Source organism: Streptomyces griseoruber, from assembly GCF_001514205.1.
GTDB classification, from domain to species: Bacteria; Actinomycetota; Actinomycetes; order Streptomycetales; family Streptomycetaceae; genus Streptomyces; species Streptomyces griseoruber.
Genome location: NZ_KQ948778.1, coordinates 94270 through 118008 on the forward strand (window position 1 = coordinate 94270; position 23739 = coordinate 118008).

At 71.7% G+C, this 23739-nt stretch carries 21 protein-coding genes and 2 tRNA genes; 20 read left to right on the forward strand and 3 right to left on the reverse strand.

All coding sequences use genetic code 11. The features are described from left to right. The first annotated feature begins 651 nt into the window (after nucleotides 1-651). The 3 genes from AQJ64_RS33365 to AQJ64_RS33375 all read left to right on the forward strand — a co-directional run bounded on the left by AQJ64_RS33365 (nucleotide 652) and on the right by AQJ64_RS33375 (nucleotide 3752). On the forward strand, nucleotides 652-1938 hold the full coding sequence (locus AQJ64_RS33365) for a glutamate-5-semialdehyde dehydrogenase (RefSeq protein WP_055632191.1): 1287 nt from the start codon (nucleotides 652-654) through the stop codon (nucleotides 1936-1938). Nucleotides 1939-2023: 85 nt separating this feature from the next. Further along, nucleotides 2024-2584 (forward strand): SCO2584 family spore wall biosynthesis protein, encoded by a 561-nt coding sequence (locus AQJ64_RS33370; RefSeq protein ID WP_055632184.1) that lies wholly within the window; start codon nucleotides 2024-2026, stop codon nucleotides 2582-2584. Between the two features lie 100 nt (nucleotides 2585-2684). Next, complete coding sequence (locus AQJ64_RS33375) at nucleotides 2685-3752, forward strand: SCO2583 family membrane protein (protein WP_055632185.1); 1068 nt, start codon at nucleotides 2685-2687, stop codon at nucleotides 3750-3752. Nucleotides 3753-3776: 24 nt separating this feature from the next. On the opposite strand, the gene AQJ64_RS33380 is transcribed toward AQJ64_RS33375, so the two are convergent. Next, a complete protein-coding gene (locus tag AQJ64_RS33380) occupies nucleotides 3777-4862 on the reverse strand; it encodes a M48 family metallopeptidase (protein ID WP_055632192.1) in 1086 nt (361 codons plus the stop codon). A 144-nt stretch (nucleotides 4863-5006) separates the two neighbouring features. Between AQJ64_RS33380 and AQJ64_RS49830 the strand changes: the two genes are divergently transcribed. The 10 genes from AQJ64_RS49830 to AQJ64_RS33415 all read left to right on the forward strand — a co-directional run bounded on the left by AQJ64_RS49830 (nucleotide 5007) and on the right by AQJ64_RS33415 (nucleotide 10130). Next, complete coding sequence (locus tag AQJ64_RS49830) at nucleotides 5007-5159, forward strand: hypothetical protein (protein WP_099053883.1); 153 nt, start codon at nucleotides 5007-5009, stop codon at nucleotides 5157-5159. Nucleotides 5160-5266: 107 nt separating this feature from the next. Next, the gene (locus AQJ64_RS49835; RefSeq protein WP_099053884.1) at nucleotides 5267-5431 is read left to right on the forward strand and encodes a hypothetical protein; all 165 of its coding nucleotides are present in this window, start codon (nucleotides 5267-5269) and stop codon (nucleotides 5429-5431) included. Between the two features lie 88 nt (nucleotides 5432-5519). Continuing rightward, complete coding sequence (gene nadD / locus AQJ64_RS33385) at nucleotides 5520-6146, forward strand: nicotinate-nucleotide adenylyltransferase (protein WP_055632186.1); 627 nt, start codon at nucleotides 5520-5522, stop codon at nucleotides 6144-6146. Nucleotides 6147-6162: 16 nt separating this feature from the next. Next, the gene (locus AQJ64_RS33390) at nucleotides 6163-7902 is read left to right on the forward strand and encodes an LCP family protein (RefSeq protein ID WP_055632187.1); all 1740 of its coding nucleotides are present in this window, start codon (nucleotides 6163-6165) and stop codon (nucleotides 7900-7902) included. Nucleotides 7903-8034: 132 nt separating this feature from the next. Continuing rightward, complete coding sequence (gene rsfS / locus AQJ64_RS33395) at nucleotides 8035-8481, forward strand: ribosome silencing factor (protein ID WP_055632188.1); 447 nt, start codon at nucleotides 8035-8037, stop codon at nucleotides 8479-8481. Continuing rightward, a complete protein-coding gene (locus AQJ64_RS33400) occupies nucleotides 8478-9149 on the forward strand; it encodes a histidine phosphatase family protein (RefSeq protein ID WP_055632189.1) in 672 nt (223 codons plus the stop codon). The genes rsfS and AQJ64_RS33400 overlap by 4 nt, the downstream gene beginning before the upstream one ends. Nucleotides 9150-9222: 73 nt before the next feature. After that, a tRNA-Ala gene (locus AQJ64_RS33405) sits at nucleotides 9223-9295 on the forward strand. A gap of 224 nt (nucleotides 9296-9519) precedes the next feature. Continuing rightward, on the forward strand, nucleotides 9520-9693 hold the full coding sequence (locus AQJ64_RS48465; RefSeq protein ID WP_107103374.1) for a hypothetical protein: 174 nt from the start codon (nucleotides 9520-9522) through the stop codon (nucleotides 9691-9693). 3 nt (nucleotides 9694-9696) lie between these two features. Beyond that, entirely contained in the window at nucleotides 9697-9930 is a 234-nt protein-coding gene (locus AQJ64_RS33410) for a hypothetical protein (RefSeq protein WP_003976229.1), read from the forward strand. Nucleotides 9931-10057: 127 nt separating this feature from the next. Next, nucleotides 10058-10130, forward strand: a tRNA-Ala gene (locus AQJ64_RS33415). Between the two features lie 115 nt (nucleotides 10131-10245). Here AQJ64_RS33415 and AQJ64_RS33420 read toward each other — a convergent pair. Next, nucleotides 10246-11856 carry an NADH-quinone oxidoreductase subunit NuoF family protein gene (locus AQJ64_RS33420; protein WP_055632190.1) on the reverse strand — a complete coding sequence of 537 codons (1611 nt, stop codon included), beginning with the start codon at nucleotides 11854-11856 and terminating at the stop codon, nucleotides 10246-10248. After that, nucleotides 11853-13151: a cytochrome b/b6 domain-containing protein gene (locus AQJ64_RS33425; RefSeq protein WP_206189627.1), complete on the reverse strand. Its 1299-nt coding sequence runs from the start codon at nucleotides 13149-13151 to the stop codon at nucleotides 11853-11855. Before AQJ64_RS33425 ends, AQJ64_RS33420 begins: the two co-directional genes overlap by 4 nt. Nucleotides 13152-13568: 417 nt before the next feature. Between AQJ64_RS33425 and leuS the strand changes: the two genes are divergently transcribed. The 7 genes from leuS to AQJ64_RS33460 all read left to right on the forward strand — a co-directional run bounded on the left by leuS (nucleotide 13569) and on the right by AQJ64_RS33460 (nucleotide 23726). Then, nucleotides 13569-16457: a leucine--tRNA ligase gene (leuS, locus tag AQJ64_RS33430; RefSeq protein WP_059203247.1), complete on the forward strand. Its 2889-nt coding sequence runs from the start codon at nucleotides 13569-13571 to the stop codon at nucleotides 16455-16457. A gap of 132 nt (nucleotides 16458-16589) precedes the next feature. Continuing rightward, on the forward strand, nucleotides 16590-17288 hold the full coding sequence (locus AQJ64_RS33435; protein ID WP_079062095.1) for a hypothetical protein: 699 nt from the start codon (nucleotides 16590-16592) through the stop codon (nucleotides 17286-17288). A gap of 83 nt (nucleotides 17289-17371) precedes the next feature. After that, complete coding sequence (locus AQJ64_RS33440; protein ID WP_055634274.1) at nucleotides 17372-18217, forward strand: DegV family protein; 846 nt, start codon at nucleotides 17372-17374, stop codon at nucleotides 18215-18217. A gap of 124 nt (nucleotides 18218-18341) precedes the next feature. After that, the gene (locus AQJ64_RS33445) at nucleotides 18342-19280 is read left to right on the forward strand and encodes a ComEA family DNA-binding protein (protein WP_099053968.1); all 939 of its coding nucleotides are present in this window, start codon (nucleotides 18342-18344) and stop codon (nucleotides 19278-19280) included. After that, nucleotides 19277-21823 (forward strand): ComEC/Rec2 family competence protein, encoded by a 2547-nt coding sequence (locus AQJ64_RS33450; RefSeq protein WP_079062096.1) that lies wholly within the window; start codon nucleotides 19277-19279, stop codon nucleotides 21821-21823. Before AQJ64_RS33445 ends, AQJ64_RS33450 begins: the two co-directional genes overlap by 4 nt. A gap of 4 nt (nucleotides 21824-21827) precedes the next feature. Continuing rightward, nucleotides 21828-22757, forward strand: a complete 930-nt coding sequence (locus AQJ64_RS33455; RefSeq protein WP_079062097.1) for an arylamine N-acetyltransferase family protein — start codon at nucleotides 21828-21830, stop codon at nucleotides 22755-22757. Between the two features lie 87 nt (nucleotides 22758-22844). Continuing rightward, the gene (locus AQJ64_RS33460; RefSeq protein ID WP_079062098.1) at nucleotides 22845-23726 is read left to right on the forward strand and encodes a YceI family protein; all 882 of its coding nucleotides are present in this window, start codon (nucleotides 22845-22847) and stop codon (nucleotides 23724-23726) included. Nucleotides 23727-23739: the final 13 nt, after the last annotated feature.

Here is a 23739-nt window from a genome sequence, read left to right on the forward strand (position 1 = left end):
TGTCGGCCCTGGCCTGTCGGCCCTGGCCCGGCCGATCCTGGGCCGGTCCGACGCTTAGCCCTTCCGATCCTGGCCCTGTCCGATCCCGGGTCTGCCGACCCTGGGCCCTTCTGACCTCGGGCCCTTCCACCCCAGGATCCTTCCGGCCTTCCGGCCTTCCGGCCTTCCGGCCTTCCGGCCTTCCGGCCTTCCGGCCTTCCGGCCTTCCGGCCTTCCGGCCTTCCGGCCTTCCGGCCTTCCGGCCTTCCGGCCTTCCGGCCTTCCGGCCTTCCGGCCTTCCGGCCTTCCGGCCTTCCGGCCTTCCGGCCTTCCGGCCTTCCGGCCTTCCGGCCTTCCGGCCCCCAGCGCCTCCAGCCCATCGGGTCTTCTCGCCCCGGGCCCTTCCGGCCCCTCCAGCCCCTCGGCTCTTCTCGCCCTCGGCCCCTCCAGCCCCTCGGCTCTTCTCGCCCTCGGCCCCTCCAGCCCCTCGGCCCTTCTCGCCCTCGGCCCCTCCAGCCCCTCGGCCCTTCTCGCCCTCGGCCCCTCGGCCCTTCTCGCCGCCCTCGGCCCTTCCGGCCCCGGATCCTTTCGGGCGTCGGGAAGGTGTCTCGGTTTCTGGGACGGGCCGTGGACGACCATGGCCCCTTCCGCCCGGCGCACTACCCTTCCCGTATGACCACGCTCTCCCCGTACGACGCCATGTCCCCGGTCACCCAGGCCGCCTACCGTGCCAAGGCCGCCGCCGCCGACCTCGCGCCACTGCCCCGGGCCGCCAAGGACGACGCGCTGCTCGCCATCGCGGACGCGCTGGAGGTCCGTACGAGCGAGATCGTCGAGGCCAACGCCAAGGACATCGCCAAGGCCCGCGAGGCCGGCACCGCCGAGTCCGTCATCGACCGGCTGACCCTCACGCCGGAGCGGGTGCGGGCCATCGCCTCCGACGTCCGGGACGTCGCCGCCCTGCCCGACCCGGTCGGTGAGGTCGTCCGCGGCTCCACCCTCCCCAACGGCATCGACCTGCGCCAGGTCCGCGTCCCGCTGGGCGTCGTCGGCATCATCTACGAGGCCCGCCCGAACGTGACGGTGGACGCCGCCGCCCTCTGCCTGAAGTCCGGCAACGCGGTCCTCCTGCGCGGTTCCGCCTCCGCCTACGAGTCCAACACCGCCCTCGTCCGGGTCCTGCGGGACGCCGTCGGCGGCGCCGGGCTGCCCGCCGACGCCGTCCAACTGGTGCCCGGCGAGGGCCGGGAGTCCGTGCACGAGCTGATGCGCGCCCGCGGCCTGGTGGACGTCCTCATCCCGCGCGGCGGCGCCTCCCTGATCCAGACCGTGGTCATGGAGTCCAAGGTCCCCGTCATCGAGACCGGCACCGGCAACTGCCACGTCTACGTCGACGCCCAGGCCGACATCGACATGGCGATCGGCATCCTGATCAACTCCAAGGCCCAGCGGGTCAGCGTCTGCAACGCCGCCGAGACCCTCCTGGTCCACCAGGACATCGCCGCCGAATTCCTGCCCCGCGCCCTGGACGCCCTCGCCGAGGCCGGGGTCACCGTCCACGCCGACGAAAGGGTCATGGCGTACGCCAAGGACTCCAAGGCGACCGTCGTGGAGGCCACGGCCGAGGACTGGGAGACCGAGTACCTCTCCTACGACATCGCCGCCGCCGTCGTCGACTCCCTCGACAAGGCCGTCGAGCACATCCGGCTGTGGACCTCCGGCCACACCGAGGCGATCGTCACCACCTCGCAGCAGGCGGCCCGCCGGTTCACCCAGCTGGTCGACTCCACCACGGTCACCGTGAACGCCTCCACCCGGTTCACCGACGGCGGCCAGTTCGGCTTCGGCGCGGAGATCGGCATCTCCACCCAGAAGCTGCACGCCCGGGGCCCGATGGGCCTGCCGGAGCTGACCAGCACCAAGTACATCGTCACCGGCGACGGACACGTACGGCGCTGACACGCCGCCGTGAGAGGCGTCTCATCCGACGGATGAATTTCCCTACCGCCTGCCCAAACCGACCCCCCAGGTCTACTCTGGATCCGTGCCGGAGGACGTGGGGGGCACGCCGTTCCCTGACGGCTGGGAGCCCGACGACGACCACGACCGCGGGGTGTCGGACGAAGAGTTCGCCTCCGTGGTCTTCGACGAGGCCTTCGTACGGGCGGCCGTGGTGCACGAGCCGTCCGCCGTAGAGCGCCTGCTGGCCGCCGCCGAGGCGAGAGCCGAGGCCTCCGAGGCCGAAGCACGCCGCACCCGCGCGCGCGGCGACCGCTACGACGACGCGTACGGCCCCGGCGATTTCGGCCATGATCCCGACTTCGACGACCTGGACGACGACGACCAGTACGGCCACCGCGGCCCCTTCGGGCCGTACGGCAAACAGGTCCGCTGGCACCGTCCCGTCGCCTGGATGCTCGCCGTCGTCATGGGCGTCGGCATGGTCGCGCTGGCCTTCGCCGCGGTCTACCGGGGCTCCTCCTCCGGCAGCCGGGACCAGGTGCCGCCGCCCGCCTCGACCGGGCTGGAACAGGGCAGCGCGGCGCCCCCCGCCTCCGTCGACCAGTCCAGGCCGGCGGTATCGGCCGTGCCCCGCACGCCCTGAGGCCCGGGCCTGTCCGGCGCGCCGAACCTGGTGAGAACCTGTCAGAACTTGTCGCGCAGCGGGGCGTTTACCCGAGCCCCCCGCGACCTACCCTGAAAGTATGAGCGGGCCTGGCGACCCACCGGAGGGGACACCCGAGGGCGCTCCCGGAGGTGGAGAGGACGAATACCGATCCGTCGTCTTCGACGAATCGTTCGTCCGCGCTGCCCGGCTCCAGGAGTACTCGGCCCTGGAGCGCATGGCCGACCACGCGCCCGCCGTACGCCGCCGCCCGCCCCTGCACCGGGGTCTGTCCCGGCAGGCCCTGATCCTGGTCCTGCTGATCGCCGTCGCCTTCGGCACCGCGATCTACATGGGCGTACGCAACCCGTACCAGAGCTCCGCCACACGGCGGGCCGTGGAACCCCTGCAGATGACCGTCGTCCCGCTGGCCCCGCTGGGGGTGGTGCCCGGCACGGCCGACACCGCGTCGCTGTTCGCCCACAGCCCGGCCGCGCGGTTCCGCGTCGGCGCCGAGGGGATCCCGCTGCCGGCCGCCCGGCGCACCGCGCACTTCTCCGACAGCCAGGTGGTCACCGCCCTGACCACCGCCAAGGAGTACCTGGTGCGCTCCTCCCTCTACCCGGAGGTGCTCACCGGGCAGGAGGTGCAGCCGGTGCGCGGGCTGATCGACGCCGAGCAGCTCGACCAGTTCGACCAGAGCTTCAGCCATCCGGCGGCCGACGGGCGGCACGCGCCGACCGGCTGGCTGGTGCGTTTCGACCCCGCCCGGACGGAGCTGGCCGACCGCAAGGTCCGGGTCCAGGGCACGCTGACGGTCACCGAGACCGACTCGGCGACGCTGGAGGTCACCGCGGAGCACACCTTCGTGTACGCGCTGCGGCCGGCCGGGGCCGACGCGAAGGCACCGGCCTCCCTGTTCACCGTCCGCCGGGAGCTGCTGTTCCGGTTCGACCGGGAGGATCTGCGGACCCGCCAGACGCAGATCGTCGCGGCGACCGTGCAGGCGGGGCCGCTGTCCTGCGCGGAGGACTCCACGAACCATCTGCGGCCGCTGCTGGCCGGCCAGACCGCGGCGGGCCGTCCGGCCGGGACCGATCCGTACGCGGCCGGCAGCGCCGCGGCGTGGTGCGGGACGCTGGCGGCCGGTGCGGAACCGAAGTTCTGAGTCTGCGGGCCGGCCCCGCGATTCTCAGGAGGTGCTTTCCGCAGGGGGCTCCTCATCCCGCTGCGGCGTGCCCGTGAAGCCGTCGAAGCCTCGGCGGACTCGGCCGCCCAGGCCGCCGGCGCCGCCCGCGATGTCGGTGACCAGCTTCATCAGCGGGTCCTTGGAGGTCTTGATGTTGGTCGCGTAGTGGGAGGCGGACTCGCGGAAGGAGTCGGAGACCGAGGTGTTCTTGTCCTCGTCACGGCGCGGGTAGTGGCCGTCCATGATCCGCTGGTGGTCGCGGGACTCGGCCCACTTCTTCAGCTCCGCCGCCCGGACCGTGGCGAAGGGGTGCGTACGGGGCAGGACGTTCAGGATCTTCAGGACGGAGTCGCGCAGGTCGCCGCTCTCCTCGTACTCCTCGGCCTGCTTCAGGAACGCGTCCACGTTCATCTCGTGCAGATGGTTGCCGCCGGCCAGCTTCATCAGACCGCGCATCGAGGCCTTCAGGTCCTGGCCGACGAGGAGACCGGCACGGTCGGCGGACAGCTCCGACTTGCGGAACCACTCGCGCAGCGCCGTGACGATCGCCATGATCGCGATGGTGCCCAGCGGGATCCAGGCGACCCGGATGGCGAGGTTCGTCAGGAAGAGCAGGATCGTGCGGTACACCGCGTGCCCGGACAGGGCATGGCCCACCTCGTGACCGATGACGGCCCGCATCTCCTCCTCGTCGAGCAGTTCGACGAGACCGGTGGTGACCACGATGATCGGCTCGTCCAGGCCGATGCACATCGCGTTCGGCTGCGGGTCCTGGTTGACGTACATCGGCGGGACCTTCTCCAGGTCCAGGATGTAGCACGCGTCCCGCAGCATGTCGTTGAGGTGCGTGAACTGCTGGTCGGAGACCCGCACCGAGTCGGACAGGAACAGCAGCCTCAGGCTCCGCTCGGGCAGCAGCCCGCTGAGTGCCTTGAACACCGTGTCGAAACCGCTCAGCTTGCGCAGCGCCACCAGGGCGGAGCGGTCGGCCGGGTGCTCGTACGCGCGCGAGGAGATCCCGGGGAACCGTGTGCGCTGCCTGCTCGGCACGTTCTCGGAGCCGTTGTTCTCGCGGCCGTCGTCGGACATGTACTCCCCCATGTGCGTCTGTGTGGCCCTCTTCGTGCGGCCCGCCCTTTGCGGACCCTTGTGCGGCCCTTTGCGCCCCCGAAGCAGAGCCCAGCCTAGGCGGAGTTACCGTGGACGGGCACTACACCGAAGGAGTCCCGAACCATGGAGCAGCACCCCGCGGCCGTCTGGCTGACCGAGGCCGCCCGACAGCAGGGGGCGGGGAACCTTCTCCGTGTCGTACTGATCGTGATGATCCTGGGCTGTGTGCTCACCGCGTGGTTCGTACTGCGGGGCTACAAGCGGAAGGACGACTGAGTCCGCGCGAAGGTTCCCATTGGCGGAGTCGGCGTGATCGCCGCCGACCGCCCCGCTTACGATGGGCCGACGTCTTTATCCCGCCCACCGGATAGGTCCTGCCGAAGATGAGCCTTCACAGCGCCGCTGCCCAGCTGGTCACCCTCGCCGCCGAGGGCGAGGAGCACGGTGGCAACCACGACAGCCTGAACCCGCTGCTCACCGGCGGTGGCGCGTTCATCATCCTGATGCTTCTGCTCTGGGTCACCACGCGCTTCAACCGCGACCGCTGAGGCACTCCGTGTTGATGCCGTCCATAGCTTGGCATTTCGGGCATCGGCCGGCCGGTGCCCTCAGGACGGGCCGGTAGGGTCTGCACGCATGGGAGAGCAGGACATGCCTACCGGCCCGTCGAACCCGGGAAAGCGCCGCATGGGGGTCATGGGCGGAACGTTCGATCCGATCCACCACGGACACCTCGTGGCGGCCAGCGAGGTCGCCGCGCAGTTCCACCTGGACGAGGTCGTGTTCGTCCCCACCGGTGAGCCCTGGCAGAAGAGCCACCGCCGGGTCTCCCCGGCCGAGGACCGCTATCTGATGACGGTCATCGCGACCGCCGAGAACCCCCAGTTCTCGGTCAGCCGTATCGACATCGACCGCGGCGGTGCCACCTACACCGTGGACACCCTGCGCGACCTGCGGGCCCTCAACCCCGACACCGACCTCTTCTTCATCACCGGTGCCGACGCCCTCGGTCAGATCCTGACCTGGCGCGACAGCGAGGAGCTGTTCTCCCTGGCGCACTTCATCGGGGTCACCCGGCCCGGCCACCACCTCACGGACCCCGGTCTCCCGGAGGGCGGCGTCTCCCTCGTGGAGGTTCCCGCGCTGGCCATCTCCTCGACGGACTGCCGTGCGAGAGTCGCCAAGGGAGACCCCATCTGGTACATGGTGCCGGACGGAGTCGTGCGTTACATCGACAAGCGCGAGCTGTACCGCGGCGAGTGAGCCGAGAGGGGTACCGGTGAACGACCGATATGACGCGGGGTACGGGGGCGACCCGTACGAGCTCGTCGGCTACGACGAGTACGGGCAGCCGATCTACCGGCAGGTGACGCCCGCCCAGCCGCCCCAGCAGCAGGGCTACGACCCCTACGGGCAGCAGGAACAGCAGGGGCAGCAGGGGTACCAGAACCAGCAGGGCTACGGGTACGACCCGTACGCCCAGACCGGTCAGCAGGCGCCCCCCTACGACCCGTACGGCACCGCCGTCCAGCAGACCGGGGGCGGCTACGCCCCGTACGACACCGGTACCGCCGCCCCGTACGACCCCTACGGGCAGACCGTCGTCGGCGCACAGCAGCCCCGGGCCGAGCAGCCCCGTACCGCCGAGCAGACCGCCTACATCCCGCAGCAGGCCGGACCGGCCTCGGACGAGACGGACGAGCGGGCCGGGGACGAGACCCCCGAGCGGGACGGGCCGGAGTACCACACCGGGCAGTTCGCGTTCGTGGAGGAGCCCGACGGGGACTCCGAGGACGTCATCGACTGGCTGAACTTCACCGAGAACCGCACCGAGCGCCGCGAGGAGGCCAAGCGCCGCGCCCGCAGCCGGCTCGTCGCGCTCACCGTCGTCCTCGCCCTGGTGGCGGTCGGCGGCGTGGGCTACCTCTGGTTCGCCGGGAAGCTGCCCGGACTGTCCTCGTCCACCGGCTCCAAGGCCGGCACCACCACCGCGAGCGCCGCCCAGAAGCGGGACGTGGTCGTCGTCCACCTCCACAACACCTCCGGGGGCGGCACCAGCACGGCGCTGCTCGTCGACAACACCACCACCAAGCGGGGCACCACCGTCCTGCTGCCCAACTCCCTCGTCCTCACCGACACGGACGGCACCACCACGACCCTCGCCAAGTCCGTCGACGACGACGGCTCCGACGGCACCCGGGACGCCCTGGACACCGTCCTCGGCACCGACATCGAGGGCACCTGGCGGCTGGACACCCCCTATCTGCAGAACCTCGTCGACCTCGTCGGCAACATCGAGGTCGACACCGACACCGACGTCCCCGACCCGGCCGCCAAGAAGAAGGGCCAGGCCCCCCTCGTCAACAAGGGCGAGGACCAGACCCTCAGCGGCAAGATGGCCGTCGCCTACGCCACCTACCGTGCCTCCGGTGAGGCGCAGAACGCCCAGCTGGAGCGGTTCGGCCAGGTCATGCAGGGCGTCCTGCGCAAGGTCTCCTCCGATCCGGGCGCGGCGACCACCACCGTCGAGACGCTCGCCCAGATCCTGGACCCCTCCCTCACCGACAAGGACCTCGGCACCTTCCTCGCCAAGCTCTCCGACCTCGCCAAGGGCGGCGACTACAAGACCGCGCTGCTGCCGGTGCAGGCGGACGGCACGCTCAGCGCCGAGGACAGCGCGAGCGTCGTCAAGGACGTCCTCGGCGGCACCGCGAAGAGCCCCGACAAGGACGCGGCCGTCAGCGTCTCCGTGCAGAACGCCGGCGGCACCAAGGCCGACACCGAGGACGCGCGCGTGGTGCTCCTCAACGGCGGCTTCACCTTCCTGGACGGCGGTACGGCCCCGGCCGCGCAGGCCGCCTCCCGGGTGCTGTACGCGGACGCCGCCGACAAGGAGAACGCCACCGAGGTCGCCAAGACCCTGGGCCTGCCCACCAGCACCGTGAAGAAGGGGAAGGTCTCCGGGAACGCCGATGTGTCCGTCGTCCTCGGCCAGGACTACGAGCCCTCGTCGTCGTAGCCCCCGTCGTCGTAGCCCCCGTCACAGCCGCAGCACCCCCCTCGCGACCTGGTGATCCCTTAATCGCGTGGGGGGCCGTCGGTGGTCCGTGAGACCCTTGAGGGCAAACGACCGCCGACGGAAAGCCACGTAGTGACCGCCACCGACCGCTCCATCGAGCTCATCACCGCCGCCGCCCAGGCGGCCGCCGACAAGCTCGCGCACGACATCATCGCCTACGACGTCAGCGACGTGCTGTCGATCACGGACGCCTTCCTGCTGGCCTCCGCGCCCAACGACCGCCAGGTCAAGTCGATCGTCGACGAGATCGAGGAGCGGCTGCAGAAGGAGCTCGGCGCCAAGCCGGTCCGCCGCGAGGGCGACCGCGAGGCCCGCTGGGTCCTGCTCGACTACGTCGACATCGTCGTCCACGTCCAGCACAGCGAGGAGCGCGTCTTCTACGCCCTGGAGCGGCTGTGGAAGGACTGCCCCGAGCTGGAGCTGCCCGAGGACGCCCGGGCCACCAGGGGCAAGGCCGCCGAGTACGCCAAGCTGCGGGCCGAGGAGGACGACACCGCCGGGTTCGGGGAACTGCGGTGAGCGCCCCCGACCGGCCCGCCGACCGCGGCCCCGGCCGGGGCCGGCGCGTCATCCTGTGGCGGCACGGCCAGACCGCGTGGAACGTGGAGCGCCGCTTCCAGGGCACCACGGACGTCGAGCTGACCGGCACCGGCGTGGCCCAGGCCCGCCGTGCCGCCCGGCTGCTGGCCTCCCTCAAGCCGGACGCCATCGTGGCCTCCGACCTCTCGCGCGCCGCGGCCACCGCCACCGAGCTGGCCGCGCTCACCGGTCTGGAGATCACCCACGACGAGGCCCTGCGCGAGACCTACGCGGGCGTGTGGCAGGGGCTGACGCACGAGGAGATCGTCGGCCGGTACGGCGACGAGTACGCGGCGTGGAAGCGCGGCGAGCCGGTCCGCCGCGGTGGCGGCGAACTGGAGACCGAGGTCGCCGACCGCGCCGCGCCCGTGGTGCTGCGGCACGCCGAGAAGCTGCCCGAGGACGGCACGCTCGTCGTCGTCAGCCACGGCGGCACCATCCGCACCACGATCGGCCGTCTCCTCGGCCTGGAGGCGCACCACTGGGAGAGCCTCGGAGGCCTCTCCAACTGCTGCTGGTCCGTCCTCGGCGAGGGCGCCCGCGGCTGGCGCCTGCTCGAGCACAACGCCGGCACCCTGCCGGAACCGGTGCTCGGCGACGACGACTGAGCCGATTTCGCTTTCCGGCAGGTCGCAGGCTAAAGTTCTTCTTGTTCGGCCCGCAGGAGCGGGAAGAACAGATGGGGCTATAGCTCAGTTGGTAGAGCGCCTGCATGGCATGCAGGAGGTCAGGAGTTCAATTCTCCTTAGCTCCACAGCGACAGGACCCCGTCCGATCGACTCGATCGGACGGGGTCCTTCTCGTTCCTGCAGCCCCTGTGGGAAGCGCACTTGAGTCGGAACCGCCTCACCAGGCGTATACCTCTGCGGAGGCGCTGCTGTGTCCACACTGGTACTGAGGCGTCGCTGACCGTATTGGCCCGGCCGTGGCAGAATCAAACGGCCGGAAGGGGGCGCGGCCCGACGGGAGGGAGTAGCGATGCCTGCGAGCATCCTCGGAGAGGTCGGCCACCTCTCCGGAGCGGCGTTGACACGGGGCAAGGCCACCCGGCTCAGCTGCCCTTCCTGCGGTTCGGCGTTCGTGGCCCAGGTTCTCGGCGACAACGGCGGGATCTCCTACGTGTGCACGGCCTGCGGCCACAGCTGGAGCTGATTCATGGGTGCACACAGGCGGAAATGCGACTGGTGCGGCAGCGGCACCCCGATCGTCCGTGACATGGAGCCGGTCAACCCCGACTACCAGTACTGGTGCGAGGAATGCGCACGGGCGCTGATCATAAAAGGCGACCCCATCGAGACGTACCGCGAGCTGGAGGGCGAGCCGATCTACGGCCGGCTTCTGGAGGAGCACTGCACGCTCAAGCGGTTCTATTCATTCGTCACCGCTTGACATTCCGGTCAAAGTGGACAGAACGGAAACGATTTGGTGGTCCACCCCCTGGACCGTGTAATGTTGGCGTCGCCGCCAGGGAAACCCGGAGGCAAGGTCGAAATGCGGCTCCGCCGCGTGGCCGCAAGGGGCTATAGCTCAGTTGGTAGAGCGCCTGCATGGCATGCAGGAGGTCAGGAGTTCAATTCTCCTTAGCTCCACAGAAGAAAGATCCCGCCAGGTCGAATCCGACCTGGCGGGATCTTTCTTTGTGCGTCGATGGGGTACGACGTCGAAGGGGCCGCCTGGAAACAGGCGGCCCCTTCCGTGTGGGGGTCAGCGGCCGAGCGCGCGCCGGCCGCGGCCCTGGGAGAGCACCGGAAGGTTCTTGGCGGGTGCCGAACCGCGCGTGTCCTCCTCCAGGCGCAGGGCGAGGGCGGGGCAGCGGCGTACCGCGCGCAGCGCCTTCGCCTCCGCGTACCGCGGCACCTTCGCCTGGGCCACGGTCGGGAAGCCGTCGGCGCCCAACTGGAAGACCTCCGGGAGGATGTCCGCGCACAGACCGTGGCCCCGGCACAGGGTCCAGTCGACGAAGATCTTCTGGCGGCTGTCGCCGGTGTCCTGGGACGCGCCGCCGCTCGTGATGGCCGCCGGGGCCATGCCCTCCTCGAAGAGCGGGAGAACGCCCTCCACCGGCCGTCCGCAGCCGTTTCCGAGCACATGCGCCGCGAGGTCGTCGGTGAACGCCTTGATGGTCGACTCGAGGAACATCGCGGAGCCGTCGGGGTGCGAGCACGCCCCACGCCGCTTGACGTTCTTGGCGACCTGCTTGAGGGCCTCCAGCGCGGCCGGGCCGCCGCCGTTGATGATGTCCTCCATACCGCGCGCGGCGGCGGGCAGACCGAGGTAGCAGGGACCGCACTGTCCCGCGCTCTCGTCCGCCAGCCACTGCGCCACGCGCAGCGACTCGCCCAGCGGGCAGGTCTCCTGACTGATCGGCAGGATCGCGCCGGCGCCCAGCGCGCCGCCCACCGCGTCCAGTGAATTGCGGGAGACGACGGCCTCGTTGACCGTCGCCGCGTCGATCCACCGGCCGTGGTAGCCGCCGGTCAGCACACCCTGCGGCACCGGCGGGGCGCCGGCCAGCTGGAGGACGTACCGCAGCGGGACGCCCGTGGGGACCTCGATCACCATCGGGCGGGCGACCGCGCCGGAGACCGTCAGCATGACGGTGCCCGGCTCGTCGTAGAGGCCGGTGTTGCCGTAGCGCTCGGGTCCGATGCGGGCGGCGATGGCCAGCTGCGCGAACGTCTCGGCGTTGGACAGCAGGGTCGGCGCGCCGCCGACGCCGCTCTGCGAGGCGCTGGTCTTGCGGCCGGGCGGGATCGCCGGGCCGCCGTCGATGGAGCGGATCAGCGAGGCGGCGGCGCCGGTGACCATGCGGATCGGGTTGCGCTGGACGAACGCCTTCAGCGCCGAGCGGCGGCCGGTGCCGAGGCCCCGCTCGGCGAGGGCGGCCTCCATGGAGCGCTCGGTCGACTCCCGGGTGACCCCCACCACGAGCGTGCGGGCACCCAGCGCCTCCGCCACCAGCAGTGCGCCGTCCAGGATGAGGTGCGGGGCACGGTTGATCAGCACCGTGTCCTTGCGGCAGGCCGGTTCGTCCTCACTGCCGTTGACGACGACGACCGGCCGGACGCCGCGCTTGATCGCCGCGTCGGCGACCGAGCGCAGCTTCTTGTGGAACGGGAAGCCCGCGCCGCCGCGTCCCTTGAGGTTGATGCGTTCGGAGAGCTGCGCGAGCTTCTCCCCGCCCATGGGTTCGAGCGGCCCATGCACCTTGAGGTGCATGGGCAGGTCAAGTCTCTCGACAAGGTCGAAGCCCGACGTGAGCTGTGGAAGGCCGACCACGCGGACTTCTGGGACGTCGGGCAGGGCCTCGTTCACCTATAGCCTCCGGAAGGCGTGTTCCAAGGTTCGCCCGAACCCGGATTGTCCGTGGACGCTCCGGGCGATGGTGCACTGGCGGGACCGCTGTTGTACGTGTCGTTCGAGTTGTACGTGCCGTACTGGGCGTTCGTCTCACCGGTGTTGTACACATCACGTCCGCCGTACCCCGGGTTGCCCGAATTGCCATAGACCGGGATGTTGAACCCGGTGTCCTGCATCGGGTCGTACGCCGACGGGGGCGCCTCGCCGACCGGCGGCGGGGACGGGATCGGCCAGCTGCCGGAGGTGCTGCCGCCGGTGTCCGTGCGCGGCATCGCGGCGGTGGCCTGCATGTCGGTGGGCATGTTCATGCGCGCGGTCTGGTCGGCCACTCCCGCGTACGGCTGCTGCCCGCCGGGCGTGTTGGCGGAGCGGTAGGCGGCGGCGTACCCGCCCCCGGTGTCGGTGCCGGCCGGCATGCCGAACAGCGACGAGGTCTGCGGGTTCCCGCGGCCGGTGTCCCTGCCTTCGTCCCTGGACGCGCGGGAGGGCCGGGCGGGACGGTCGTAGTCGCCCTCGGCCATCCGCGCGCGGGACGCCTCCAGACCCTCCATGGCGTAGCGGTCCTGGGTGCCCATCATCATGGTGATCTTGTCGGCGACCTTGCGCTTGAACTCGCGCGGGGCGGCGCGCAGCAGCAGGGCGGCCATGACGCCGGCCAGGCACAGTTCGTATGCGAAGAAGAAGAACGGCTTGGCCAGTCGTCCCGCATAGAGGCCGTGGATCAGGGCGAAGCACAGCGCCGGGTAGGCGAGCATGTGCATGGCGCGCCAGCGGGCGGCGACCTCGGCCGGGGCGGCGAACTGGTTGCGCAGGGCACCGGTGATGCCCACGAAGATCATGAGCAGGCCGGCCGCGGAGCCGAGGCCGATCAGGCCGCCGATTCCGGTGACCCCCTGGGAGAACGGGATGATCGCGGCGAGCAGGACGGTGTGCTGCAGCGCGATCTTGACCGTGATGTGCACGAAGAGGAAGGCGATCGAGCCGACGGCGGTCACCCGGTGGACGCCCTGCGCGATGATGCGCTGGCGGGTGTTGAGGATCAGCCGGTCCTGGGCGACCAGGCCCCAGATGACCGAGCAGGTGAGGCACACCAGCGACAGGACGCCCGCGCCGAAGTTGAGGAAGGCCTGGACCTGGTCCCCGCCGGCGAGCACGACTATGGGTATGAGGACCAGGACGACAGCCGAGGCCACCCCGTAGGCCGATCGGCCGGGCTTGGGGATCGAGCTGTTGTTGAGAAGAGGGTTCATGGGGGCAACTCCGAGCAGTTTCGGGAAAGCGGTCCCGCTGCCGAACTCTAAGCGGCTCCATACCGATGGGTACGAGGTTTGAGTTATTGCGTTGTTATCAAGTGACCATCTGGGCGGGACGATGTCCCTTTAGTTGCTGTTACGCGAAGTAATCCTTGACCTTTGTTCAACTTCGGCCGGGTGTGCCCGGTGTCCGTAGGTCATACGTAAGTCCGTCGCAGCTTGCTCAACCCCTGCGGTACCCTAGCGCCATGCGTGCCGTACGCCTTCTGCTTAGCGGGCCGCGCTGATCAGTCCCGAACGCCGGTGGACCGGACGGTTCGGCATCGGCGCGGCGTCCCCTCCTGTGCGAGGGGATTTTTCGTTTCCGGGAAGTCGCAGCAGTCGGCAGAGACGATCGATGGAGCTTTGAGGATCATGAGCGAGACGAACCCCGCTGCCACCACTGGCATGTCGGCGGATGCCGCGCCACACCGCTACACGGCGGCCATGGCCGCCGACATCGAGGCACGCTGGCAGGACTTCTGGGACGCCGAGGGCACCTACGCCGCCCCCAACCCCAAGGGCGACCTGGCCGGGGACCCCGCGGTCGTCGCCCGCCCCGAGAAGTTCATCATGGACATGTTCCCGTACCCCTCCGGTGCGGGCCTGCACGTCGGCCACCCCCTGGGCTACATCGCGACCGACGTCTTCGCGCGCTTCCAGCGCATGACCGGCCACAACGTCCTGCACACCCTGGGCTTCGACGCCTTCGGCCTGCCCGCCGAGCAGCACGCCGTGCAGACCGGCGAGCACCCCCGGGTCACCACCGAGGCCGCCATCTCCAACATGAAGTCCCAGCTGCGCCGGCTGGGCCTGGGCCACGACAAGCGCCGGTCGTTCGCCACGATCGACCCGGGCTACTACAAGTGGACCCAGTGGATCTTCCTGCAGATCTTCAACTCCTGGTACGACGACGAGGCGGCCAAGGCCCGCCCGATCGCCGAGCTGATCGCCCAGTTCGAGTCCGGTGAGCGCGGCGTCCCGGGCCACACGCGCGCGTGGAACGAACTGACCGCCACCGAGCGCGCCGACGTCCTGGGCGACTTCCGGCTGGCCTACGCCTCCGACGCGCCGGTCAACTGGTGCCCCGGCCTGGGCACCGTCCTGGCCAACGAGGAGGTCACCGCCGACGGCCGCTCCGAGCGCGGCAACTTCCCCGTCTTCAAGGCCAAGCTGCGCCAGTGGAACATGCGGATCACGGCCTATGCCGACCGGCTGCTGGACGACCTGGACGCGCTGGACTGGCCCGAGGCCATCAAGCTGCAGCAGCGCAACTGGATCGGCCGCTCCGAGGGCGCCCGCGTCGACTTCCCCATCGACGGCGAGCACATCACGGTCTTCACCACCCGCCCGGACACCCTGTTCGGCGCCAGCTACATGGTCCTGGCGCCCGAGCACCCGCTGGTCGACAAGTTCGTCCCGGCCGCCTGGCCCGAGGGCACCCACGACGTGTGGACCGGCGGGTACGGGAGCCCCGCCGAGGCCGTCGCCGCCTACCGCGCCCAGGCCGGCTCCAAGTCCGACGTCGAGCGGCAGGCCGAGGCCAAGGACAAGACCGGCGTCTTCACCGGCGCCTACGCGACCAACCCGGTCAACGGCGAGCGGATCCCCGTCTTCATCGCCGACTACGTGCTGATGGGCTACGGCACCGGCGCGATCATGGCCGTCCCGGCCGGCGACCAGCGCGACTTCGAGTTCGCGCGCGCCTTCGAGCTGCCGATCGTCTGCATCGTCGAGCCGACCGACGGCCGCGGCACCGACACCGCCACCTGGGAGAACGCCTTCGGGTCCTACGACGCGAAGATCATCAACTCGTCCAACGACGACATCTCCCTGGACGGCCTGCCCGTCGCCGAGGCCAAGGCCCGCGTCACCGAGTGGCTGGCCCGCAAGGGCATCGGCCAGGGCACCGTCAACTTCCGGCTGCGCGACTGGCTGTTCAGCCGCCAGCGCTACTGGGGCGAGCCCTTCCCGATCGTCTACGACGAGGACGGCATCGCCCACGCCCTGCCCGAGTCGATGCTGCCGCTGGAGCTGCCGGAGGTCGAGGACTACTCGCCCCGCACCTTCGACCCGGACGACGCGGACACCTCGCCGGAGACCCCGCTGTCCCGCAACGAGGACTGGGTCAGCGTCACCCTGGACCTGGGCGACGGCCGCGGACCGCGCGCGTACCGCCGCGAGACCAACACCATGCCCAACTGGGCCGGATCCTGCTGGTACGAACTGCGCTACCTGGACCCGCACAACAGCGAGCGGCTGGTCGACCCCGAGATCGAGCGCTACTGGATGGGCCCGCGCGAGGGCCGCCCGCACGGCGGCGTCGACCTGTACGTCGGCGGCGCCGAGCACGCCGTGCTGCACCTGCTGTACGCCCGCTTCTGGTCCAAGGTCCTGTTCGACCTGGGGCACGTCTCGTCCGCCGAGCCGTTCCACAAGCTGTTCAACCAGGGCATGATCCAGGCCTACGTCTACCGCGACAGCCGTGGCTTCCCGGTGCCGGCCACCGAGATCGAGGAGCGCGACGGCGGCTACTTCCACGCGGGCGAGCCGGTCAAGCGCGAGCTGGGCAAGATGGGCAAGTCCCTGAAGAACTCGGTCACCCCGGAGACGATCTGCGCCGAGTACGGCGCCGACACCCTGCGGCTGTACGAGATGGCGATGGGCCCGCTGGACGTCTCCCGCCCGTGGGACACCCGCGCGGTCGTCGGCCAGTACCGGCTGCTGCAGCGCCTGTGGCGCAACATCGTCGACGAGACCACCGGCGAGGTCACCGTCGTCGACGCCGAGCCCGACGAGCCCACCCTGCGGGCGCTGAACAAGGCCGTCGACGGAGTGCGCCAGGACCTGGAGGGCCTGCGCTTCAACACCGCCATCGCCAAGATCACCGAGCTGAACAACCACCTGACCAAGGCGGGCGGGGCGCTGCCGCGCACCGTCGCCGAGGCCCTGGTGCTGCTGGTCGCCCCGCTGGCCCCGCACATCGCCGAGGAGCTGTGGCGCAAGCTGGGCCACACCGACTCGGTCGTGCACCAGGACCTGCCGGTCGCCGACCCGGCGTACGTCGTGGACGAGAGCGTCACCTGCGTCGTCCAGATCAAGGGCAAGGTCAGGGCACGTCTGGAGGTGTCCCCGGCCATCTCCGACGAGGAGCTGGAGAAGGTGGCCCTGGCCGACGAGAACGTCGTCAAGGCGCTGGACGGGGCGGGGATCCGCAAGGTGATCGTGCGGGCTCCGAAGCTGGTCAACATCGTTCCGGCGTAGTCCGCCGGCCATGGCTTGATCGTCGCCCCCTAAGGGTCGTGTACGGGCAGGTTCGGGGTTCTTCCGGAACTCCGCACCTGCCCGTCTCGTTTACCGTTTGATGAGGGAAGCGGATCGCCCTAGGAGGAGCCCGTGGAAGCAGTGATCGCAGTCGTCGCCCTGCTCTTCGTGCTGCTCACGGTGCTCGGCGTCTACGCGACGGTGAAGGCGGTCGGCGCCGCCAAGCGCGGGGTGGACCGCACCATCGACCAGGCCCGCCGCACGGTCGAGGACCACACCCTGCGGGCCAAGTCCTTCGCCCAGCCGGGACCGGTCGGCGAGATCGCCCAGCTCCGGCTCAAGCTGCGCACCTCGATGCGGGCCACGCAGGACGCGCTGCACGCGGGCGTGGCGGAGGACGAGTCCCTCAGGGAGTCCCTCGGCCTGTTCCAGCGGCTCAGCGCCCACGGCCATGAACTGGATGGCGAGCTCAAGCGGCTGGAGTCCGAGCCCGACCGGGCGAAGCTCGCCGAGCGGCTGCCGTCCCTGCGCGAGCGCACCGAGCGCGTCACGGGCTCGGCGGACTCGCTGCGCTGGGCGGCCCGGGACCGCGCCCGCCGCTTCGCCGAGGACGATCTGGACGCCCTCAGCGCCCAGATCGACGTCGAGGCCGGCGCCCTGCGGCACTGGACCACCGAGGACACCCCGCAGACCTCGCGGCCGCAGGCGCGACCGCAGACACCGGGAACACACACCGCACCGGAGCCGGCCCGGCCCGCGATCGACCCGACCGGACCGCGCCCCACCTACCCCTGGCAGAAGAAGCCCCGCCCCGAGACGTCCGGTATGTGATCCATACCGGATTCGGTCAAGGCCTGTCCAGGCGAGAGGGGCCGGGCTGCCGTCCACGCGCTACGCCAGGTAACCTCCAGCTCATGTCCCGCCATGTCGCGATCGTCACGGATTCAACGGCCTACCTGCCGCAGGGGACGATGGAGCGCCACGGCATCACCGCGGTGCCCCTGACCGTCGTCCTCGGCGGCGAGGCCCTGGAAGAGGGCACCGAGATCTCGACCCGCTCCCTGGCCCAGGCACTGCAGAAGCGACGCCCCGTCACCACCTCGCGCCCCAGCCCCCAGCTCTTCGCCGAGACCTACCGCAGGGCCGCCGAGGCCGGCGCCACCGGCATCGTCTCCCTGCACCTGTCCGCCGAACTCTCCGGCACCTACGACGCGGCGGTCGTCGCGGCACGTCAGGCGCCGGTGCCGGTGCGGGTGGTGGACACCGGCATGGTGGCCATGGCCCTCGGCTTCTGCGCGCTCGCCGCGGCCGAGGCCGCCGAGTCGGGCGGCACCGTGGACGAGGCGGTCGCCGCCGCCGAGAAACGGGCCGACGGCACCGCCGCCTACTTCTACGTCGACACCCTCGACTATCTGCGCCGCGGCGGCCGGATCGGCGCCGCCCAGGCCCTGTTGGGCTCGGCGCTCGCCGTGAAGCCGCTGCTCCAGCTGGACGCCGGCCGCATCGACCTCCTGGAGAAGGTGCGTACGGCGTCCAAGGCCATCGCCCGCCTGGAGGAGCTGGGGGCCGACCGTGCGGGCAGCGCCCGGGTCGACATCGCCGTGCACCATCTCGCCGCTCCCGAACGGGCGTCGGCGCTGGCGGACCGGCTGCGGGCGCGGGTGCCCGGCGTGGCCGACCTCCATGTGAGCGAGGTCGGCGCGGTGATCGGGGCGCATACGGGGCCCGGGCTGCTGGGAGTTGTGGTGTCGCCGCGGTAGCGGAGCCGGCGGACTCCTCCCTTTCCTCACTCGTGCGAGTGGCGGAGTTGTCCACAACCGGGAGGTAATCCCCGGGAATTGAGCAAGATCATCGCGATCCGGCGATGTGTCCGATCCTCGGAGCATGGCACTTCGATCACGCTCGACCTCACGTTCACGCACCCACCACGCGACCAGCGGCCCCGGCCGGGCACCCGGCTCGGACGGCCGTACGCGGCACGCCTCCGCCGAGGAACTGCGCCGACGGGCGGAGGTGTTGTTCGCGGCGCGGGGCGCTGACGGCGAGCGGTACGCGGACGCCGGTGTCGGCGAGGCCCGGGAGGGACCGCCCGACGAGCCGGAGCCGTCGGCGCTCGACGTGGACCGGGCACGCGGCCGACGGGAGCGGTGCGTGTCGGCTCTGTGGGAGCGGATGCCGGTGTGGGTGCAGACGCGCTGCGGGATGGAGCGCGGGAGCGCGCTCGCGCTGACCGTGGTGCTGGTCGTCGCCGTCGGCTTCGCCGTACAGCACTTCTGGACGGGCGGGGCCGAGCCGGTCCGGCCCCCGGAGGTGGTGCGGGCGGCGGCTCCCTTCGAGGAGAAGAGGGCGGCGGCCGAGGCCTCCCCGCCGGCCGGTGCGCCCGGGGCCGAGATCGTGGTGGATGTCAGCGGGAAGGTCCGCAAGCCGGGCATCCATCGTCTTCCGGCCGGTTCCCGGGTCGTCGACGCGCTGAGCGCGGCCGGCGGGGTGCGGCCCGGGACCAGCACCGAAGGCCTCAACCGGGCACGGTTCCTGGTGGACGGCGAACAGGTCGTCGTCGGCGGACCCGCGCCCCCGGCGGCCGCGGGAGCGGCGGGACCTGCCGGACCGGGGGCGGCGGCCGGGCCCTCGGCGCCCGTCTCACTCAACACGGCCACCGTCGAGCAACTCGACACCCTCCCGGGCGTCGGCCCGGTGCTGGCGCAGCACATCGTGGACCACCGCACCCGGCACGGCGGCTTCCGTTCGGTGGACGAGCTGCGCGAGGTCGACGGCATCGGCGAGCGCCGCTACGCCGAGCTACGGAACCTGGTCCGGCCATGAGCGCGGGCGAGGAGGCGGAGACCACTCCGCCCGACCGCGCACGGCCCGGAAGCGCCCCCGCCGCACGCCCCCGCCGCCGCGTCCACGCCGCCTCCGGCAAGCGGCTGGGGGACGCGCATCCGCGGCAGGAGGGACCGGTGGATCTGCGGCTGGTGCCGCCCGCGTCGGCGGCCTGGGCCACGGCGGCGCTCACCCTGGACGCCACGCCGGGGATCGTGGTGGGCCTGGTGCTCGGCTGTCTGGTCGGGGCGGTCGCGCTGCTGGCGGCGCGGCGCTCGGGCGGCGGCCGGGCGCGGTTCACCGTGGCCGCCTCGCTGCTCTGTGTCGCCGCGGCGGCGGCCTCGGCCGGACTGCACGGGGCCGATCTGCGGCGGGGACCGGTGCCGGCGCTGGCGGGGAGGTATCCGACGGTGACCGCCGAGGTCGAGCTGACCTCCGATCCACGGCTCACCCGGCCCCGGGTCAGCGGGGACCACGCGGTCCCGGACTCCGTGCTGATCGACGCGGAGGTCCGCAGGGTCGAGGGGCTGGAAGGGGACGTGGTCGCGACACGGACACCGGTGCTGATGCTGGTGGACGTCCGGGCGGCCGGGCGGGTGGCGGCCGGGGAGTCGCCGTGGCTGCGGCTGCTGCCGTCCACCCGGGTACGGGTGACGGGGCGGCTGGCTCCGCCGCTGACGGGAGGGGACCGGATCGCGGCGGTGCTGCGGGTGCGGGGCCCCCGGGCGCCGCAGGTCGTGCGGGAGCCGTCGGCGGTCCAGCGAACGGCCGGCCGGCTGCGGGCGGGCCTGCGGGAGGCCACCGACCCCCTGCCGGCGGACGCCCGGGCGCTGCTGCCGGGGCTGGTCGTCGGAGACACCGCGCGGATCACGCCCGAACTGGACGAGGCCTTCAAGGAGACGGACCTCGCCCATACGCTCGCCGTGTCCGGCAGCAACCTCACCATCGTCCTCGCCCTGCTCCTCGGCCCGCCCGGGCTGGCCCAGCGGGTCGAACGCCGTGGCCTGGCGCCCCGGCTCGGCATCCCCCTGCGGGCCACCGCGCTGCTCGGCGGAGCGCTCACCCTCGCCTTCGTCGTGGTGTGCCGGCCCGATCCGAGTGTGCTGCGGGCCGCGGCCTGCGGAGCGGTGGTGCTGCTCGCCCTCGCCACCGGCCGCCGCAGATCCCTCGTCCCGGCGCTGGCCACGGCGGTCCTGCTGCTGGTCCTGTACGACCCGTGGCTGGCCCGGAGTTACGGCTTCCTGCTGTCGGTGCTCGCCACGGGCGCCCTGCTGACGCTGGCGCCGCGCTGGAGTGCCGCCTTGCGCGGGCGCGGGGTGCCGCCGCGGCCGGCCGAGGCGCTGGCTGCGGCGGGGGCGGCGCAGGCCCTGTGCGCGCCGGTCGTCGCGGTGCTCTCGGCGCGGGTGAGCCTGGTGGCGGTGCCGTGCAACCTCCTCGTGGAGTTCGCGGTGGCGCCCGCGACCGTCCTGGGCTTCGCCGCGCTGGCGACGGCACCGGTGGCGATGCCGGTGGCCGAGGCGCTGGCCTGGTGCGCGAGTTGGCCGGCCGGCTGGATCGCGCGGATCGCGCGGGCCGGGGCGGCGCTGCCCGGCGGGGGAGTGGACTGGCCCGGCAGCTGGGCAGGGGCGCTGCTGCTCGCCCTCGTCACGGCTGCGGTGGTGCTGCTCGGCAGGCGGCTGCCGGGCCGGCCGTGGCTGTGCGCGGTCTGCGGGATGGTGTTCCTGCTGGCCGTGGTGCGGCCGCCGCCGCTCACCCGGGTGCTCACGGGCTGGCCGCCGCCGGGCTGGCGGCTGGCGATGTGCGATGTGGGGCAGGGCGACGCGACGGTCCTGGCGGCGGGCGGGGGCACGGGAGTGGTGGTGGACGCCGGGCCGGACCCGGAGCCGGTCGACCGGTGTCTGCGCACGCTCGGCATCACCCGGGTGCCGCTGGTGGTGCTCACCCACTTCCACGCCGATCATGTGGCCGGACTGCCCGGGGTGCTGCGGGGACGGGAGGTGGGCGCGATCGAGACGACGGGGTTCGAGGAGCCGCTGGACCAGGTGGAGTTCGTACGGAACCAGGCACGGGCACGGCACCTTCCGGTACTGCGGGCCGTGGCGGGGGAGCGGCGCCGGGCCGGGCCGCTCGACTGGGAGGTGCTGTGGCCGCCCCCGCAACCGGTCCCGCAACCGGACGGGCCGAACGACGCGAGCGTGACCCTGCTGGTCCGGTCGGGCGGGCTGCGGATGCTGCTGCTCGGCGATCTCGAACCCCCGGCCCAGCGGGCGCTGTTGCGCTCACCGGCGGGCGGCTCGGTGCGGCGGGTGGATGTGCTCAAGGTGGCCCACCACGGCTCGGCCTACCAGGATCCGGACCTCATACGGGCGGTGGCGCCGAGGCTGGCGTTGATCTCCGCGGGGGTGGGGAACCCGTACGGACATCCGGCCCCCGGTACGGTCGCGGCGCTGAAGGCGGGAGGTGCCAGGGTGCTGCGGACGGACCGGGACGGGGCGCTGGCGGTCGCCGGCATGGCCGGGGCGCTGCGGGTGGCGCGAGACTGAGGGCATGGATCCCACACACCAGGACGCCCGCTCGGCCACTCCCTCGGACGTCCGCTCGGACGTCCGCTCGGACGCCCGCTCGGACGGCCGCCTGGTCGACGCGTATCTGCGCCGCCTCGGGGTCGCCCGCACGCCCCGCCCCACGGCCGCCGCCCTGAGCGAACTCCATCTGAGGCATCTGCTGACCGTGCCCTTCGAGAACCTCTCGGTCCAGCTCGGTGAGCGGATCGTGCTGGAGGAGAGGCGGCTGGTCGAGAAGGTGGTGGAGGAGCGCAGGGGAGGGTTCTGTTACGAGCTGAACGGGGCGTTCGGGACCCTGCTGACGGCGCTCGGGTTCGAGGTGACGTTCCTGGCGGCGCGGGTGTTCGGGGCGTCGGGGCGGCTCGGGATCCCGTACGACCACATGGCGCTCAGGGTGGGCACGGCGGACGGCGGGTCATGGCTGGCCGACGTGGGGTTCGGGGCGCACAGCCACCACCCGCTGCGCTGGGCGGACCGGGGTGAGCAGAAGGACCCGGGTGGGGTGTTCCGGATCGCCGAGGCCAAGGCCGAGACCGAGACCCAGACCGACACCGGCGCCGGCGCCGGCATCGAGGGCGCGGGCGATCTGGACGTCGTACGGGACGGCTCGCCGCAGTACCGGCTGGAGGTCAGGCCGAGGGTGCTCGGGGACTTCGTGGCCGGAGCCTGGTGGCACAGCACCTCGCCGGAGTCGCACTTCACACGGTCGCTGGTCTGTTCGCGGGTGACTCGGGACGGGGGCAGGATCACGCTCAGCGGGCGGCGACTGAAGGTGACCGCGCCTGAAGGGGACAGCGAGGAAAGGGAGTTGGTGACGGACGAGGAGGTGCTCGGGGTGTACCGGGAGCGGTTCGGGATCGTGCTGGAACAGGTGCCGGAGGTGAGGGCGGCAGAAGCGGGCCCGCGGGCGTAATTGGGATCGTGTTGCCTCGAAAGCCGCATCGGTGATCGAATGGGTCTTCGGCAACAGGTGGAGTCAAGTCGCGCAGGGGTGGCGTTGATGTTCGGCCGCTGGATGGGAAATCACACGAACCGGGTGCAACGGACGAGTCCCCTCGCGGCGGTCCGGACCCCGGAGAACGCCGGGGTGCTGAGCTGCCGGGTGCTGGATCCGGTCAACGAACCCGTGCGCAACGCGGAGTTCGCGGTGAGCGACGCCATGGGGCGCAAGGTCGTCAGTGGCGGGACGGATCCGTTCGGGGCCTTCGTGACGACGGTGCCGGCCGGTGAGTACCGGCTGGCGGTGTCCGCCGAGGGGTTCACCCCGTACCGGGCGACCGCGACGGTCGGGGAGAACGCGCTGGCCTCGCTCGGCGACGTGACCCTCCAGCTGGCGCGGCCGCCGGAGCTGCCGGCGCCGGGGGACTGGGACATCGAGCCGACGCATTCCTCGATCGGGTTCACCGCGCGGCACATCGGGCTGGCCCGGATCCACGGGCGGTTCAACTCCTTCGCCGGAGTGGTGCGGATCGAGGAGCGGATGGACCAGTCGGCGATGCACGTGGTGATCGACGCGGCCTCCATCGACACCAACGTCCGGATGCGGGACGAGCACCTGCGGTCGGCGGACTTCCTGGACGTGGAGCGGTATCCGACGCTGGAGTTCTACGGCGAACGGTTCACGCACAAGGGCGGGAGCCGGTGGGCCGTGACGGGGGCGTTGTCGCTGCACGGCGTGACGCGGACGGTGACCCTGGACACGGAGTACCTCGGGCTCGGCAACGGCATGGGCGGCGAGATGCGGGCGGCCTGCCGGGCGCGGACCGAACTGCACCGGGACGACTTCACCGTGAGCTGGCAGACGATGCTGGCGCGGGGGATCGCGGTGGTCGGGCCGAGCATCCTGGTCGAGCTGGACGTGCAGATCGTGCCGAAGGGCTGAGACGCGGGCGGGG

Excerpts from the sequence above, each read along its gene's own strand:
- AQJ64_RS33365 (WP_055632191.1), top strand. The coding sequence starts at position 652 with ATGACCACGCTCTCCCCGTACGACGCCATGTCCCCGGTCACCCAGGCC.
- AQJ64_RS33375 (WP_055632185.1), top strand. The coding sequence starts at position 2,685 with ATGAGCGGGCCTGGCGACCCACCGGAGGGGACACCCGAGGGCGCTCCC.
- AQJ64_RS33380 (WP_055632192.1), bottom strand. The coding sequence starts at position 4,862 with ATGTCCGACGACGGCCGCGAGAACAACGGCTCCGAGAACGTGCCGAGC.
- AQJ64_RS49830 (WP_099053883.1), top strand. The coding sequence starts at position 5,007 with ATGGAGCAGCACCCCGCGGCCGTCTGGCTGACCGAGGCCGCCCGACAG.
- AQJ64_RS49835 (WP_099053884.1), top strand. The coding sequence starts at position 5,267 with ATGAGCCTTCACAGCGCCGCTGCCCAGCTGGTCACCCTCGCCGCCGAG.
- nadD (WP_055632186.1), top strand. The coding sequence starts at position 5,520 with ATGGGAGAGCAGGACATGCCTACCGGCCCGTCGAACCCGGGAAAGCGC.
- AQJ64_RS48465 (WP_107103374.1), top strand. The coding sequence starts at position 9,520 with ATGCCTGCGAGCATCCTCGGAGAGGTCGGCCACCTCTCCGGAGCGGCG.
- AQJ64_RS33410 (WP_003976229.1), top strand. The coding sequence starts at position 9,697 with ATGGGTGCACACAGGCGGAAATGCGACTGGTGCGGCAGCGGCACCCCG.
- AQJ64_RS33425 (WP_206189627.1), bottom strand. The coding sequence starts at position 13,151 with ATGAACCCTCTTCTCAACAACAGCTCGATCCCCAAGCCCGGCCGATCG.
- leuS (WP_059203247.1), top strand. The coding sequence starts at position 13,569 with ATGAGCGAGACGAACCCCGCTGCCACCACTGGCATGTCGGCGGATGCC.
- AQJ64_RS33440 (WP_055634274.1), top strand. The coding sequence starts at position 17,372 with ATGTCCCGCCATGTCGCGATCGTCACGGATTCAACGGCCTACCTGCCG.
- AQJ64_RS33445 (WP_099053968.1), top strand. The coding sequence starts at position 18,342 with ATGGCACTTCGATCACGCTCGACCTCACGTTCACGCACCCACCACGCG.
- AQJ64_RS33450 (WP_079062096.1), top strand. The coding sequence starts at position 19,277 with ATGAGCGCGGGCGAGGAGGCGGAGACCACTCCGCCCGACCGCGCACGG.
- AQJ64_RS33455 (WP_079062097.1), top strand. The coding sequence starts at position 21,828 with ATGGATCCCACACACCAGGACGCCCGCTCGGCCACTCCCTCGGACGTC.
- AQJ64_RS33460 (WP_079062098.1), top strand. The coding sequence starts at position 22,845 with ATGTTCGGCCGCTGGATGGGAAATCACACGAACCGGGTGCAACGGACG.